The organism is Streptomyces sp. NPDC059248 (assembly GCF_042753905.1).
GTDB lineage: Bacteria > Actinomycetota > Actinomycetes > Streptomycetales > Streptomycetaceae > Streptomyces.
The window spans coordinates 49399-63184 of sequence record NZ_JBHYZV010000008.1 but is presented as its reverse complement, the minus strand read 5'-3'; the positions used below and the strand labels follow the sequence as shown (position 1 = coordinate 63184).

Annotated in this window: 9 protein-coding genes and 2 riboswitches; of the genes, 7 read left to right on the top strand and 2 right to left on the bottom strand. The window is 74.6% G+C overall.

The window, feature by feature from the left end:
• Positions 1-147: 147 nt before the first annotated feature.
• Positions 148-2355: a tetratricopeptide repeat protein gene (locus ACFXG1_RS05495; protein ID WP_384741220.1), complete on the bottom strand. Its 2208-nt coding sequence runs from the start codon at positions 2353-2355 to the stop codon at positions 148-150.
• A 266-nt stretch (positions 2356-2621) separates the two neighbouring features.
• Positions 2622-4073 carry a hypothetical protein gene (locus ACFXG1_RS05490; protein ID WP_384741218.1) on the bottom strand — a complete coding sequence of 484 codons (1452 nt, stop codon included), beginning with the start codon at positions 4071-4073 and terminating at the stop codon, positions 2622-2624.
• A gap of 124 nt (positions 4074-4197) precedes the next feature.
• Positions 4198-4272: riboswitch (cobalamin riboswitch) on the bottom strand.
• A 110-nt stretch (positions 4273-4382) separates the two neighbouring features.
• A riboswitch (cobalamin riboswitch) is annotated at positions 4383-4512 on the top strand.
• 230 nt (positions 4513-4742) lie between these two features.
• Here ACFXG1_RS05490 and ACFXG1_RS05485 point away from each other — a divergent pair.
• The 7 genes from ACFXG1_RS05485 (at position 4743) to ACFXG1_RS05455 (ending at position 13766) form a co-directional block, all read left to right on the top strand.
• The gene (locus tag ACFXG1_RS05485; protein WP_384719003.1) at positions 4743-7442 is read left to right on the top strand and encodes a prenyltransferase/squalene oxidase repeat-containing protein; all 2700 of its coding nucleotides are present in this window, start codon (positions 4743-4745) and stop codon (positions 7440-7442) included.
• Positions 7439-8380, top strand: coding sequence for a hypothetical protein (locus tag ACFXG1_RS05480; RefSeq protein ID WP_384741215.1), 942 nt, complete (start codon positions 7439-7441; stop codon positions 8378-8380). The genes ACFXG1_RS05485 and ACFXG1_RS05480 overlap by 4 nt, the downstream gene beginning before the upstream one ends.
• A gap of 11 nt (positions 8381-8391) precedes the next feature.
• The gene (locus ACFXG1_RS05475; RefSeq protein WP_384741212.1) at positions 8392-9591 is read left to right on the top strand and encodes an energy-coupling factor transporter transmembrane component T; all 1200 of its coding nucleotides are present in this window, start codon (positions 8392-8394) and stop codon (positions 9589-9591) included.
• Positions 9588-11261: an ABC transporter ATP-binding protein gene (locus ACFXG1_RS05470; protein WP_384741209.1), complete on the top strand. Its 1674-nt coding sequence runs from the start codon at positions 9588-9590 to the stop codon at positions 11259-11261. Before ACFXG1_RS05475 ends, ACFXG1_RS05470 begins: the two co-directional genes overlap by 4 nt.
• Positions 11258-12097, top strand: a complete 840-nt coding sequence (locus tag ACFXG1_RS05465) for an ECF transporter S component (protein ID WP_384722398.1) — start codon at positions 11258-11260, stop codon at positions 12095-12097. The genes ACFXG1_RS05470 and ACFXG1_RS05465 overlap by 4 nt, the downstream gene beginning before the upstream one ends.
• Positions 12098-12584: 487 nt before the next feature.
• Positions 12585-13547 (top strand): helix-turn-helix domain-containing protein, encoded by a 963-nt coding sequence (locus ACFXG1_RS05460; RefSeq protein WP_384722395.1) that lies wholly within the window; start codon positions 12585-12587, stop codon positions 13545-13547.
• Positions 13548-13649: 102 nt separating this feature from the next.
• Positions 13650-13766: a lasso RiPP family leader peptide-containing protein gene (locus ACFXG1_RS05455; RefSeq protein WP_384741205.1), complete on the top strand. Its 117-nt coding sequence runs from the start codon at positions 13650-13652 to the stop codon at positions 13764-13766.
• The last annotated feature ends 20 nt before the right edge of the window (positions 13767-13786 follow it).

Sequence of the window (13786 nt, the reverse complement as noted above, 5' to 3'; positions counted from 1 at the left end):
CACGATCCCCGCCCCGTGGTACGGGCGGGCGGGACGGAATAGGGGTGGGGAGTGGTCGTCGTGGTGCTCGGAGGCTGGCGAACGGAACCCGGCGCGCGGGGAGTCCGCCCGGCGCGGGCCGGGCACGCGGGACCTTCCTCGACGGCCCTAGACCGCGCGACCGTCGCGCAGGGACGCCACGCGGCGGTAGAGGGCCATCGCCTCGTCGTGGCGGCCGAGTTGTGCCAGGCAGTGGGCCTCGTCGTTGCGGCTGGCCAGGGCGTCGGGGTGGGCGGGGCCCAGGACGCGGTCGCGGGCCGTGGCGACCGCGGTGTAGGCCGTGAGGGCCTCCTGCCAGTGGCCGAGCCAGCCGAGGGCGACGGCGACCTCGCGGCGGCTGACGAGGGTGTCGGGATGGTCGGCGCCCAGGGCGCGTTCGCGGCGGGTGGTGATGTCGCGGGCCTGGTCGAGGGCCTCCTGCCAGCGGGCCAGCCGGCCCAGGTTCACCCCGAGGCCGTGGCGGGCGCGGAGGGTCTCGGGGTCGTCGGGCCCCGAGACGCGGACGCGGTCGGCGACCAGGGCGCGGTAGTGGTCGAGCGCCTCCGCGCCGCGGCCCAGGCGGCCGAGGCCGATGCCGACCTCGTAGCGGGCGGCGAGGGTGTCGGGGTGGTCGGCGCCCAGGGCGCGTTCCCGGGCCGCGACGACCTCGCGGTAGTGGTCGAGGGCCTCGGTCCAGCGGCCGAGCTGACCGAGGGCGTACGCGACCTCGTACCGGGTCACCAGGGTGTCGGGGTGGTCCTGTCCCAGCACCCTGGCCCGGGCGGCGGCCACGTCGCAGGCCATCCGGAACGAGTCCTCGACCCGGCCGAGCCGGTTGAGGTTGAAGGCGAGGTTGTGGCGGCAGCGCAGGGTGTCGGGATGGTCGGGGCCCAGGGCGCGTTCCCGGGCCGCGAGTACGGCCGTGTAGCCGTCGTGGGCCTCCAGATGGCGGTTCAGCTGGCCGAGGACGTACGCGGTCTCCTGCCGGGCGGCGAGGGTGTCGGGATGGTCGGCGCCCAGGGCGCGTTCGCGGCCCGCCGCCACCTGCTGGAAGGCGCGGAGCGCGTCCTCGGCGCGGCCGGTGCGGCTGAGGGTGAAGGCGACCTCGTAGCGGCTGGCGAGGGTGTCGGGATGGTCGGGGCCCAGGGTGTGTTCGCGTTCGGCGGCGACCGAGCGGTGGACCTCGCCCGCCTCCTCCCAGCGGCCGAGGCGGCCCAGGCTGAGTCCGGCGCTGTGGCGGCTGGCGAGGACGGCGAGCGCCTCCGGGAAGGGCGTGGGCCGTTCGCGGCGTACCGGCTGCCGGGCGAGCGCGGCCCGCACCGCGGTCCCGGTGGTCCACTCGCCGGTGAGTCCCGCGGTGTGGTCGGGGGGCAGCGCCCGCGCCGTGGTCGCCGTGGCGTGGTGGCCCCCGGTCATCCCCCGCTCCCAGACGGGCCAGGCGGGCAGCGGCGCGGGTCCCGCGGGGAGCCCGGCGGCCGGTGTCCTGTCCCCGCTCCGGGTCAGCCGCAGGCTCAGGTCGCGGGCGTGCGCGGGCCGGTCGTCGGGGGACTTGGCGAGCAGGTCGAGCACGGCGTGCTGGAAGTAGTCGGGGATCTGGGGCCGGTGGACCCGCAGCGGCTGCGGAACGGTGTCGCGGTGCCCGACGAGGACCGCCCAGGCGTCCTCGTCGTCGAAGGGCGGGACGCCGGTGGCGATCTCGTACAGCACACAGCCGAGGGAGTACAGATCGCTGCGGTGGTCGACGGCCTGTCCGCCGCCGATCTGCTCGGGCGACATGTAGTGCGGGGTGCCCATCGCGATACCGGTACCGGTGAGCCGGGACGAGGTCGCCGCGAAGTCGCCGAGGCGCGCTATGCCGAAGTCGCAGATCTTCACGGTGCCGTCGGTGAGCCGGACGATGTTCGCGGGCTTCAGATCGCGGTGGACGACTCCGCGCCCATGGGTGTAGGCGAGGGCGTCGGCGACCTGGACGGCGATGTCGACGACGTCGTCGACGGGCAGCGGCAGATTGGCGTTGTCCTCCAGGAGCTGGCTCAAGTTGCGTCCGTCCAGCAACTCCATGACCAGGTAGAGCACCCCGTCGTCCTCGCCGAAGTCGTGGACGACGGTCACGCCGCGGTGCTGGAGCGCGGCCGCGACCCGGGCCTCCCGGCGGAACCGCTCGCGCAGGACGCCCGTGACGGCGGTGTCGTGATGGGGGGTCATCGGTTTGAGGCATTTGACGGCGACGTTCCGGCCGAGGGACTCGTCCTGGGCGCGCCACACCTCGCCCATCCCGCCGCGCCCGATCACGTCGATCAGCCGGTACCGGCCCTGGATCAGCCTGGTCTCCGCCATTGCCTTCGGTCGCCCCCGTCGGTGTGCTCCGCTCTCCCCCGGAGGTCCAGTATGGCCGGGCGGGCGGGCCGTGTGTACGGGCAGGTCCGCGTCCCGGGACGGGGTGCGGCGCCCGGCCGGTGGCGGACTGGCGGGACACGGCGGTACGAGCCGTCGGCGGACGCGCCCTAGCCCGGCGGTACGAGCCGGTGACGGACGCGCGGGAGCCGACCGTACGGGCCGGGGCGGGGCGGTACGGGCCCGGTGGCCGGGCCCGTGCCGCGGCGTCAGGAGCCGTATCGCAGGGCGATGGTGTCGCCGACGCCGATCACCCGGTCGCGGGTGGCTGCGCTGGGGGCGGAGCCGTCGACGCCCGCCTTCCAGACGGAGGTGCCGCTGTTGGCGGTGCCGTTGACGGCGGTGACGGCTCCGGTGCCGGACGCGGGGGTGACGGAGGTGACGCAGCCCGCCGGGGTCGCCCCGGTGGTGGCGGCGTCGAGGACGGCTCCCAGGGTGGTCGTGCCGGCGGTCGGGGTGAACGCGACGGAGCAGACCTTCAGCGCGCCCGAGCCGTCGTCGATGGTGAGGGCGAGCCGGGTGGCGGTGCCGGGGGTGAAGGCGCTCTGCGCGACCCAGCGGGTCGCGCCGGGCGTCACCGGGGTCGGCGGGGCGGCGGTGAAGCCGCCGCCGGCGACGGCGCGCACCGCGTCGGTGGAGGAGTAGGCGGACGGGCTGGTGTCGCCGGGCTTGTAGCGGAAGCCGCCGCCGGGGGTGAACTGCTGGGCGATGACGAAGTCGATCGGAGTCTTCCCGGACGGGGCGAGGAAGGGACCGGTCTGGGGGTTGATGCCGCAGGCGTTGAGGCCGGAGACGGCCCAGGCGTTGGAGCTGGAGTTGATGCCGTACATCGCGGTGAAGGCACCGGTCGAGGTCAGCTTCCCGGCGAGGAAGTCCCGGCCCTGGACGACGTCGGGGTCGCTCGCGGGGACTCCGGCGGTGCACAGGGCCGCCATCGCGGCGCCGGTCATGTCGATGTCGCCGGGCGCGGCGAGCCGGGTGGGGTCGCCCTCGGCCTTCTGGTAGTCCCAGCCGCCGTCGTTGTGCTGGTTGGCCCGGATCCGGGTGACGATCGTGTCGAGGAGGGCCTGCGGTACGCGCTGTGCCCCGGTCTGGGTTCTGGCGCCGGCGAGGGCGAGGCCCGCGAAGACGGTGCCGTTGAAGTTGCCGGAGGGGCCGAAGTATCCGGGCTCCGCGGTCTGCCAGTAGCGGTGGATGTCGGCGATCAGATTGCGGGAGGCGGAGACGCGGGCCGGGTCGATGCCGGCGGCGTAGGCGTTGAGGGTGCCGCGTTCGTAGTCGGTGACATAGGGGGTCGCCGACGGCCAGCCCGGGGTGGCGAGCAGATTGCGGTAGACGGTGCGGGCGTTCTTGGTGGTGTCGCCGCCGGGGGCGACGTCGGCGGGGGCGGTTCCGGCGGCGGCGAAGGCGCTGAACGCCCACTCGTTGGAGAGTCCGGAGCCGGCGTAGGAGCCGTCCGCGGCCTGGAGGGTCTTGAGGTAGGCGACGCCGTTCGTCTTCGACGCGGCGATCTGCGCCGGGGTGGAGGTGGCGGACGCGGTGGGCGTACCGAGCGCGAGGGTGAGGGCGACGGCGGCCGCGGGGACGGCGAGCGCGCGCGGCCGGAGCCGCCGGATACGGGGCGCCGCGGTGCCGGTGCCGGTGCCGGGGGTACGGGACATATGGCCTGCTCCTTGGTGGGGGACGCCGGCCGGTCCGCGCCACCGCGGCCCGTCGGGGCTCGGGGGGCGTCGGGCCGCCGTCCGAACGCGAGGTAACGGCTTCCTGGATGGTGCGTCGCCGCATGGGCATTCGGACTCGGTACGGCTCCCGCCGTCCCACACCGTTGCGCGTCAGTCCCGGATTCGCACCGGATTCCCCCATGTGACAGCCCTGGACGGTACCCGAGGGTCAACAACCGCGCCACCGGCCGCGTTTCGGCCCCGCAAAGGTTTCCCGGGAGGGGGCGGGGCCGTCTTGACGGTCTCTTCGGCCACATGTTCCACTGCGGCTGATACACGCTCATCCCCAGGGGAAGCCGGTGCGAATCCGGCGCTGACCCGCAACCGTGGGCCCGCCGTACGGCGGGCGAGCCGGACTGCCTGGGGTGGGTGCTCTTTTCTGCGAGAAGCGCCGTCGAGGACTACGGCGTGGTCGACCGGCTCCACCGGCGTCTGTGCCGTGCCGTGGGGCCGCCCGCCACGTGTCGGGCCCGCGCGGACGAACGAGGGGCCGTGGTGGGGACGTACCGACGCTCGATTCAGCGCGCCGACCGGTGGTGGAGAACCCGGCGGCACGGCCGTGGCCGCCCGGGGGCGCCTGTCGCCGTACGCGGCCCGGCTCTGTCCGGAGTGTCCGTCCTGACCGCGGTGTTCCTGCTCGTCCAGGGCGCGGTGTACGCCGCCGCTCCCCCGGCGGCCGCCGAGGCGCCCGAGAAGTGCACCTCCACGAAGGGGTCGGTCGTCGCCGTCGACTTCGGCGCGTTCGACGGGCCGGTCGTCCGGGGCTGCGACACGACCCCCACCACGGGCTTCGAACTGCTGCGGACCGGCGGGTTCACCACGGCCGGGACCCAGCACGACGGCGACGCGTTCATCTGCCGGATCGGCCACCCCTCGGCGCCCGACGGCAAGCAGTATCCGACGCCCGACCGGGAGAAGTGCCTCGAAACCCCGCCCGCCCAGGCGTACTGGTCGTACTGGGTCGCGGCGCGCGGTGACAAGGACTGGCGGTACAGCGATCTGGGCGCCAAGTCGCGGCGGCTGAAGCCGGGCGATGTGGACGCCTGGGTCTTCGGCGCCACGCAGATCGGCGGCGCGGGCGGGAAGCCGTCCTTCACACCGGACCAGGTGCGGGCGGGCATCGGGGCGGACGAGGTACGCACCCGGGCCGCGGGCGCCTGGGCGCAGCGGCTGCTCGTCGACGGCGAGCGGGTGGAGCTGGAGCCGGGCCGGGCCAGTGATCTGCTGACCACCGAGGCGGCGTACGCGCTGGCGGCGACGGTCGGGAAGAGCGGTGTGCTGGACCGGGTCTCGGGGTATCTGCGCTCCCGGGTCACCGACTACGCGTATCCGCGGGGCGCGGACCAGGGCCCGGATCCCGAGGCCGCCGCCCGGCTCGCCCTGCTTGCGGAGATCACCGGGAAGGACCCCGCGGACTACGGCGGCCACGATCTGCCGCGCGATCTGCTGGCGGCCGTCTGCCCCCGGCACACCGATGGGAGCCCGCTGCCGGGCTGTTCGGCCGAGGGCGACTTCCGGCACGCCGGGACCACCGAGGCCCAGGTGCTGGCGTTGCTCGCCCTGATACGGGCCGGGGCCGAGCCCCCGGACCGCGTCGTCGCCCGGCTGACCCGGCTGGAGTGCGCCGACGGCGGCCACGGCTCCCTGCTCGAACCGCCCGGCACCCGCTGCGACGGCGAACCGCGCGCCACGGCCCTGATCGTCCTCGCCCTGCACGCGGCGGGGGGCTACGAGGGCGCCCTGGAGGAGACGGCCGCCCAGTTGCGGGGCCAGCAGCGTACGGACGGTTCCCTGCCGGTCTACACGAACGGCACCGGGCACGGGGACGTCGCCACCACGGCGCTCGCCGCCCAGGCGCTGCGGGCCGTCGGGGACCGGGCCCGGGCCGACAAGGCCGTGGCCTGGCTGGCCCGTCAGCAGTTCCCGCTCGGCGGGTTCAGCAGCGACGCGCTGGCGCTGGAGCCGCATCTCTTCCCGACCTCGGCCGCCGCGCTCGCGGGCGCCGACACCGATCTGCTGACCCTGGTCGCCAAGGTCGTCCCGCCGGACCCGGAGGAGCCGGGCGGCCCCGGCGACCCGGGCGGCCCGGGGGACCCCGGCGGTCCCGGGGAACCGCCGGGTGAGGAGGACGGGATCCGTCCCGACCTCAAGAAGGGTGTCGCCTATCTCACCGGCCCGGAGCGGCTGTTGCGCGGCCGTTACTACACCGTCCCCGGTACCCGGCGGGCCGACTTCGGACTCACCATCGACGGCGCGTTCGCCCTCGCCGCGACGGGGCACGACAACGACACGCTCCGCGGGATGGTCGACTTCCTCGACCGGGGCGGCGAGGACGGCGACGGCCGTACGCTCCACGACTGGACCCGCGCGGGGACCGACCGCCCCTCCGGCGGTTCGATCGGGAAGGCCGCCCTGCTGGCCGAGTCCGTGGGCCGCGATCCCCGGAAGTTCGGCGGCCGGGATCTGATCGCGGCGCTGGAGAAGGCGACGTGTCCGGCGGCCGCCGAGGCCGACGGCTGTCTCGCCACCGGGAACTACCGCAACGCGGAATCCGTGTTCTCGCAGTCTTTGGGGATCATCGCCCAGGTCCGGGCGGGTGAGCGCGAGGCGGCGGCCGCGCCGGTGGCGTATCTGCTCTCCTTGCAGAAGGAGTCGGGGGCCTGGCCGAGTGTGCTTCCGGCGCGGGACCCGGCCGACCAGGAGGTCGACTCGACCGCGATGGCCGCCATGGCGCTCGCCCTGGTCGGCGGCGAGCGGGCGGACGCGGCGGTGAAGCGGGGTCTTACGTGGCTCGCCGGGCGGCAGTTCTCCGACGGCGGCTTCCCCGGCGCCTCCGGGAACTCGGTCAACTCGGCGGCCCTCGCGGTCCAGGGACTGGCCCTCGACAAGGGGGCGTACGGGAAGCGGATCGCGAAGGCGCGGGAGTTCCTCGCGGGTCGGCAGAACGCCGACGGCGGCTTCGACGTCGCGAAGGACGGCCGGGACGGCTCGGACGTCCGCGCCTCGACCCAGGCGGTCGGCGGCTCGACGGGGATCTCGTTCGGGGTGCTGGAGCGGAGCCTGGCCGGTACGTCGCCGCGGCCCGACCCGGGGCCCGGCACGGACGAACCGCCGGTGATCGTCACCCCGGGCGACACGTCCGGCGGGTCGGCGGGCGGCCCGGGGAGCGGCGGATCGGGCGGCGGCGGCAATCTCGCGTCGACCGGCATCGACGCCGTGGCGCTCGGCGGGATCGCCCTGGTCCTGCTGGTGGCGGGTGGGGGCGCGGTCGTCTTCGTACGCCGCCGCGGGACGGGACGGCGCCCGTGAGGCGGCGGGGCGGTTCGGACGGACGGTCGGGGGGCCGTTTCGCCCGGACGGCCGCCGCCCTGGGGCTGGTGGTCGCCGCGGCGCTCGCCGCCCCGGTGTCCCCGGCCGCCGCGGAACCGCAGCCGATGGGGCGGTGCACCACCTCGTCGGGCGCGGTGCTCGCGGTGGACTTCAGCCGGTGGGGCGGGCCGGTCTACCGGTCCTGCGGGACGACCCCGACGACGGGCTACGAGCTGTTGAACCAGGGCGGCTGGCGGACCGCCGGCACCGGTCACGACGGTCCGGCGTTCATCTGCCGGATCGGCTACAGCGGCCACCGGGGCGGGAAGATGTTCCCGCCGCCGGAGCAGGAGGACTGCGTCCTCACCCCGCCCGCGTCGGCGTACTGGTCGTACTGGCACGCCGATCCCGGCGAGAACACCTGGGAGTACAGCCAGTTGGGGGCGATGCTGTACGAGCCGAAGCCCGGCTCCGTCGATCTGTGGATCTTCGGGGGTACGGATATCGGCGGTACGAAGGGGCGGCCGAAGGTCACCCCCGACCAGCTGCGCGCCCACAACACCAGGCCGTCGGGGGACGCGGCGGCGACCCCGCGGTCGACGGAGAAGGCGCCCGCGCCGCCGCCCGGGACGGATACCGGACCCGACCCGGTCCGGCCGGTGACACCGTCGCGGCCGCCCGCCGCGCCGTCGTCCGCCCGGCCGTCGCCTTCGCCGTCCGTCGCGGCTTCGCCGTCGCCCTCCCCGTTGGCGGCGGCCTCGTCGCCCGGGGCGGTGGCCGCGCCCGGCGGCGGTCCGACGGTGGTGGACGCGGCCCCGGCCGCGGATAGCGCGCACGACCCGGGGTCGGTCGTTCCGGTGGTCGCCACGGTGGGCCTGGTGGTGGTGCTCGGTGCCGCCGCCGCGGTCACCGTCCGGCGCCGCCGCCGGCCGGAGTGACGGGCCGCCGGGTGATCCGTACCGACTCCGGCGCGGCGCCGGACCCGGGCGGGCGGCGGCTGCCCCGGATCCTGCATCCGGTGGCCTGGTGGATCTGGGCGCTGGCGCTGGCCACCGCGGTGAGCAGGACCAACAATCCGCTGCTGCTGCTCCTGGTGCTCGCGGTCCTCGGCTATGTCGTCACCGTCCGGCGTACGGAGGCGCCGTGGGCCCGGGGCTTCCACTACTACCTGTATCTGGCGCTGGTCGTGATCGCGATCCGGGTGGTGTTCCGGGCCGTGTTCGGTACCGGGATCACCCCGGACGACCATTTCCTGTTCTCCCTGCCGACGGTGCCGACCCCGGACTGGTACGCGGGGATCCGGATCGGCGGCCCGGTGTCGCTGGAGGCGCTGCTGTCGGCGGCGACCGAGGGGCTGCGGCTGGCGTGCATGCTGTGCTGTATCGGCGCGGCCAACACGCTGGCCAACCCCAAGCGGGCCCTGCGGGTGCTGCCGGGGGCCCTGTACGAACTCGGGGTCGCCGTCACCGTCTCCATCAGCGTCGCGCCCCAGCTGGTGCAGAGCGTGCGGCGGGTCCACCGGGCGCGCAGGCTGCGCGCGGGCCGGTCCAAGGGCCTGCGGGCGCTGCGCGGGATCGCGGTGCCGGTGCTGGAGGACGCGCTGGAGCGGTCGCTGCGGCTGGCGGCCGCGATGGACTCGCGCGGCTACGGCCGGGCGGGTTCGGCGACGAGGGCGTCGCGGCGGCTGACGGGCGCGCTGATGCTGCTCGGGATGTGCGGTCTGTGCGCGGGCGCGTACGGGCTGCTCGACGCGACGGCGCCGCGGCTGCTGGGGCTGCCCGCGATGGCCGTCGGCGCGGTGCTGTGCCTGGCGGGTCTGCGGCTCGGCGGCCGCCGGGTGACCCGTACCGTCTACCGGCCCGATCCATGGCGGCTGCCGGAGTGGGCGGTCGCCGGGTGCGGGGTGCTCTCGGCGGTGCTGCTGTTCAGCGGGGCCGGGTTCGACGCGGCCCAGCTGAACCCGTCGCTCTATCCGCTGGGCTGGCCGTCGCTGCCGCCCGTGCCGGCCGCGGCGATCCTGCTGGCCGGGGCGGCCGGGTTCCTGGCGCCGCCGCCCGCGCCCCCGGCCCTGCCGGTCGCCGCCTCTCCGGCCCGCCCGGCCGGTTCCGCCCCGCGCGCCGCCGCGCGCCGTACCGAGGACGCCCTGTGATCACCTTCGACGAGGTCTCCGTGGTCTACGACGGCGCGGCCGAACCCGTGCTGCACGATGTGGACCTGACCGTGCAGGAGGGGGAGTTGTGCCTGGTGACCGGGCATACCGGGGTCGGGAAGTCGACGCTGCTGGGGGCCGTCAACGGTCTGGTGCCGCACTTCACCGGCGGCACGCTCTTCGGCCGGGTCGTCGTCGACGGCCGGGACACCGCCCGGTATCCGCCGCGCGAGCTGGCCGATGTGGTGGGGGTGGTGGGCCAGGATCCGCTGGACGGCTTCGTCACGGACACGGTCGAGGAGGAGCTGGCGTACGCCATGGAACAGCTCGCGGTGCCGCCCGCGACCATGCGCAAACGGGTGGAGGAGACCCTCGATCTGCTGGGCCTGGCGGATCTGCGGCACCGTCCGTTGTACGAGCTCTCCGGCGGTCAGCAGCAGCGGGTGGCGATCGGCTCGGTGCTGACGGCCCATCCGCGGGTGCTGGTCCTGGACGAGCCGACGTCGGCGCTGGATCCGACGGCCGCGGAGGAGGTGCTGGCGGCGGTCGTCCGGCTCGTCCACGATCTGGGTGTGACGGTCCTGGTGGCGGAGCACCGGCTGGAGCGGGTGGTGCAGTACGCGGACCGGGTCCTGCATCTGCCGGGGGACGGGCGGGTGGTGTCCGGGCCGCCCGCCGAGGTGTTCCGTACGTCGGACATCGCGCCGCCGGTGGTGGAGCTGGGCCGGACGGCCGGCTGGTCGCCGCTGCCGCTGTCGATCCGGGACGCGCGGCGGGCCGCCGCCCCGCTGCGGGCCCGGCTGGACGGTGTCGCGCCGCCCCCGGCGCGGGCCGCTCCCCCGGCGGACGCGGCGGCGGTGCTCACCGCGCGGGGCGTGACGGTCTCCTACCGGGGGGTGCCCGCGGTCCGTGAGGTGGGTGTCGAGCTGCGGGCGGGCGAGGTGACGGCGCTGATGGGCCGTAACGGCTCCGGGAAGTCGTCGCTGCTGTGGGCGCTCCAGGGGTCGGGCCCCCGGCAGGCGGGCAGCGTACGGGTCGGCGCCGCCGGGGAGGACCGGCCCCGGGCCGCCGATCCGGGGAAGCTGTCCGCGGCCGACGCCCGGCGGCTGGTGGGGCTCGTCCCGCAGACCGCGACGGATCTGCTGTATCTGGAGAGCGTCGACCAGGAGTTGGCGCAGGCGGACCGGGAGTCGGCGGTCGCGACGGGCCCGGGGGCGGGTACGGTGCCGGTCCCGGCCCGGGACATCCTCGACCGGCTGGTGCCGGACGTGGCGGGTTCGACGCACCCCCGGGATCTGTCCGAGGGCCAGCGGCTGGCGCTGGTGCTGGCGATCCAGCTGACGGCGGCCCCACCGGTGGTGCTGCTGGACGAGCCGACCCGGGGGCTCGACTACCGGGCCAAGGAACAGCTCGCCGGGATCGTGGACGGGCTGGCGCGCGAGGGGCGTTCGGTGGTGATCGCCACACACGACGTGGAGTTCGTGGCGCGGGCCGCGGACCGGGTGGTGGTGATGGCGGAGGGCGATGTGGTCGCCGACGGGCCGACGCCCGAGGTGATCGTGGCGTCGCCGGTGTTCGCGCCGCAGATCGCGAAGGTGGTGGCGCCGCTGCCGTATCTGACCGTGGGACAGGTCGCGGCGGTGCTGGCGGGCCCGGGGGGCGGGGCGTGAGCGGCGGCTCCCGGGACCCGGGCGGGCGACCGGCCCCGCGACCGGCCCCGGCGATCAGGATCGGGCCGCGGGCCGGGGTGGTGATCGCGCTCGCCGCGTTCCTCGGTCTGGTGGCGTTCTTCTGGCCGTTCCTGGTGGCGCCGGGGACGTTCGCCTCGCACTACGCGCCCCCGCTGATCTTCGGGGTGCTGCTGGTCCTGGTGCTGTGCGTGGTGGTCTCCGAGATCGCCGAGGGCGGTATCAACTCGAAGGCCCTCGCGATGCTGGGGGTGCTGTCGGCCGTCAACGCTGCGCTGCGTCCCCTGGGGGCGGGCACGGCGGGCGTGGAGACGGTCTTCTTCGTCCTGGTGCTCGCGGGCCGGGTGTACGGGCCGGGGTTCGGCTTCACCCTGGGCTGTACGTCCCTGTTCGCGTCGGCCCTGATCACGGGCGGGGTGGGGCCGTGGATGCCGTACCAGATGTTCGGCTGTGCCTTCGTCGGGATGCTCGCCGGGTTCCTGCCGAGGGCGACGGGCCGGCGGGAGGTGCTGCTGCTCGCGGTCTACGGCTCGTTCTCCGGCTATCTCTTCGGCTTTCTGCTCAATCTGTCGTTCTGGCCGTTCTCGGTGGACCCGGGGAGTTCGATCGCCTATCTGCCGGGGCTGCCGTTCACCGAGCAGTGGCAGCGGTACATCGCCTTCGACCTGGCGACGTCCCTGGGGTGGGACACGGGGCGCGCGGTCACCAACTTCGTCTGCATCCTGCTGGCGGGTCCCGCCGTTCTGACGGTCCTGCGACGCGCGGCGCGCCGGGCGCGGTTCCAGGCACCGGTACGGTTCGAACAGCCGCGCGAGTAGGGCGGAGGGTGTCCTGCGGGCCGGGGCGCCCCGGCCGGTAGGCCGTGTCTTCAAAGTAGCGCCGTCCGCCCGCAGGGCCCCGACCAGCACGGACACGGTACGTCCGTGTCCCGGACAGGGGAACATCTTGCCCGGCCCGGGCGGTTTCGGCACGCTGGGAGAGGATTCGGCGGTGGAACCCGTTGGCAGCTCCCGGAGTCCTACCGCCGGCACTCGCCACGGTTCGACAGAACCGAAAACCTGTACTCCGCAACTCGTCGCGGTGGACCGATGCCGTGTGTGGGAGGGCTGCGGAGCGGTGGGAACCGGCTCCGCCGGGCCGGGACGCGGAAGGCCGCGCGACGCCGCACCGGTGGACCGCGCCAGGTCGGCGGGGGCACCGGTGACGGCCCGTACCGCCGCGGTACGGCGACACGGTCACGGCGCCCCGGCCACCCGGGCGGCGCTCCCCACCTCCCGGTCGTTTGGGGGACCTTTGATCGACACGATGGTCAACGCCGAGAACGCATCTCCGTGGAAGCCGTCCCGGCAGGGTTACGAATGCACCAGAGGCGCCGAGTTCAGCAGGTATTTGGAGGACCTCGCCGACACCCGGTTCCTGAAGTCGACCCTGGTACGCGGGTCCACCGCCCTGCTGGCCACGGACGAGAAGGTATACGCGTCGTCGCTGAACACACGACGGAAGCGGGAGGTCTTCACGGAGGCGAACCCCGAGAACTATCTCTTCGCCTCCATCCGCTCCGGCTCCGCCGCCGTCTGCCAGCTGGGGCGTGAGACGGTCGCCCGGACGGGCGATCTGGTGGCCATCGACACCTCGAACCCGTTCCGCATCTGGTACGGCGACGGCACGCAGGATCTCCTCGTCGTCTCCAAGCGGCTCCTGCCACTGCCGCCGTCGCAGGTCAACAGGTTGCTGGCCAGACGTCTCACGGCGGACGAGGGCATCGGTTCGGTACTCGTCCGCTGTCTGCACGAGCTCGCCCAGGAAGGCGACCGGTACCGGCCCGCCGAACTCCACCGCATTCTCGACATCGCGGTCGACCTGCTGGCCACCCTGCTCATCCATGAACTGGACACGCTGAGTTCACTGCCGCCGGCGAGTCCGGAGCAGGCGCTGCTCACCCTGGTCGACGCCTTCGTCCGGGAGAACCTCGGCGATCCCGGACTGACCCCGAAGGCGATCGCGGCGGCCCACCATGTGTCCCTGCGCAGGCTCCAGCAGGTGCTGGCGGCCGACGGGACGACGCCCGCGGCGCTGATCCGGAACCGGCGGCTGGAGCGATGCCGGCGGGCCCTGGCGGATCTCCGGCAGCGGGAGCGGCCCGTGCACGCGGTCGCGGCGCGCTGGGGCTTTCCCGACCACGCGCATTTCAGCAGGTTGTTCAAGAGCACCTACGGCGTCTCGCCGAGCGAGTACCGCGCGTCCTTCGAACCGCTCGTGCGCGGATAGACAAGGACGTTGCGCGCCCGGACAACGACGGGGCGGGGCCGACCCGGAAGTCTTGGCCCCGTAAGTCACCGCCGTCAACGGCGAGACAGGGATGTGATCGCCATGACCACACATGACGAGGCACCGGCGCTCATCGAAATCGGAGACTTCTCCACGAAGACCCGGTGGGGCTCCTGTGGCTTCTTCCGGGACCTGGTCGGCGGCCGCTTCGGCTGCTGATGCCCCGACCGCGCTCCGGT

What these genes read in the sequence shown, in the direction of transcription:
- ACFXG1_RS05495 (WP_384741220.1), bottom strand. Translation starts at nt 2,355, where the DNA reads ATGGCGGAGACCAGGCTGATCCAGGGCCGGTACCGGCTGATCGACGTG.
- ACFXG1_RS05490 (WP_384741218.1), bottom strand. Translation starts at nt 4,073, where the DNA reads ATGTCCCGTACCCCCGGCACCGGCACCGGCACCGCGGCGCCCCGTATC.
- ACFXG1_RS05460 (WP_384722395.1), top strand. Translation starts at nt 12,585, where the DNA reads ATGGTCAACGCCGAGAACGCATCTCCGTGGAAGCCGTCCCGGCAGGGT.
- ACFXG1_RS05455 (WP_384741205.1), top strand. Translation starts at nt 13,650, where the DNA reads ATGACCACACATGACGAGGCACCGGCGCTCATCGAAATCGGAGACTTC.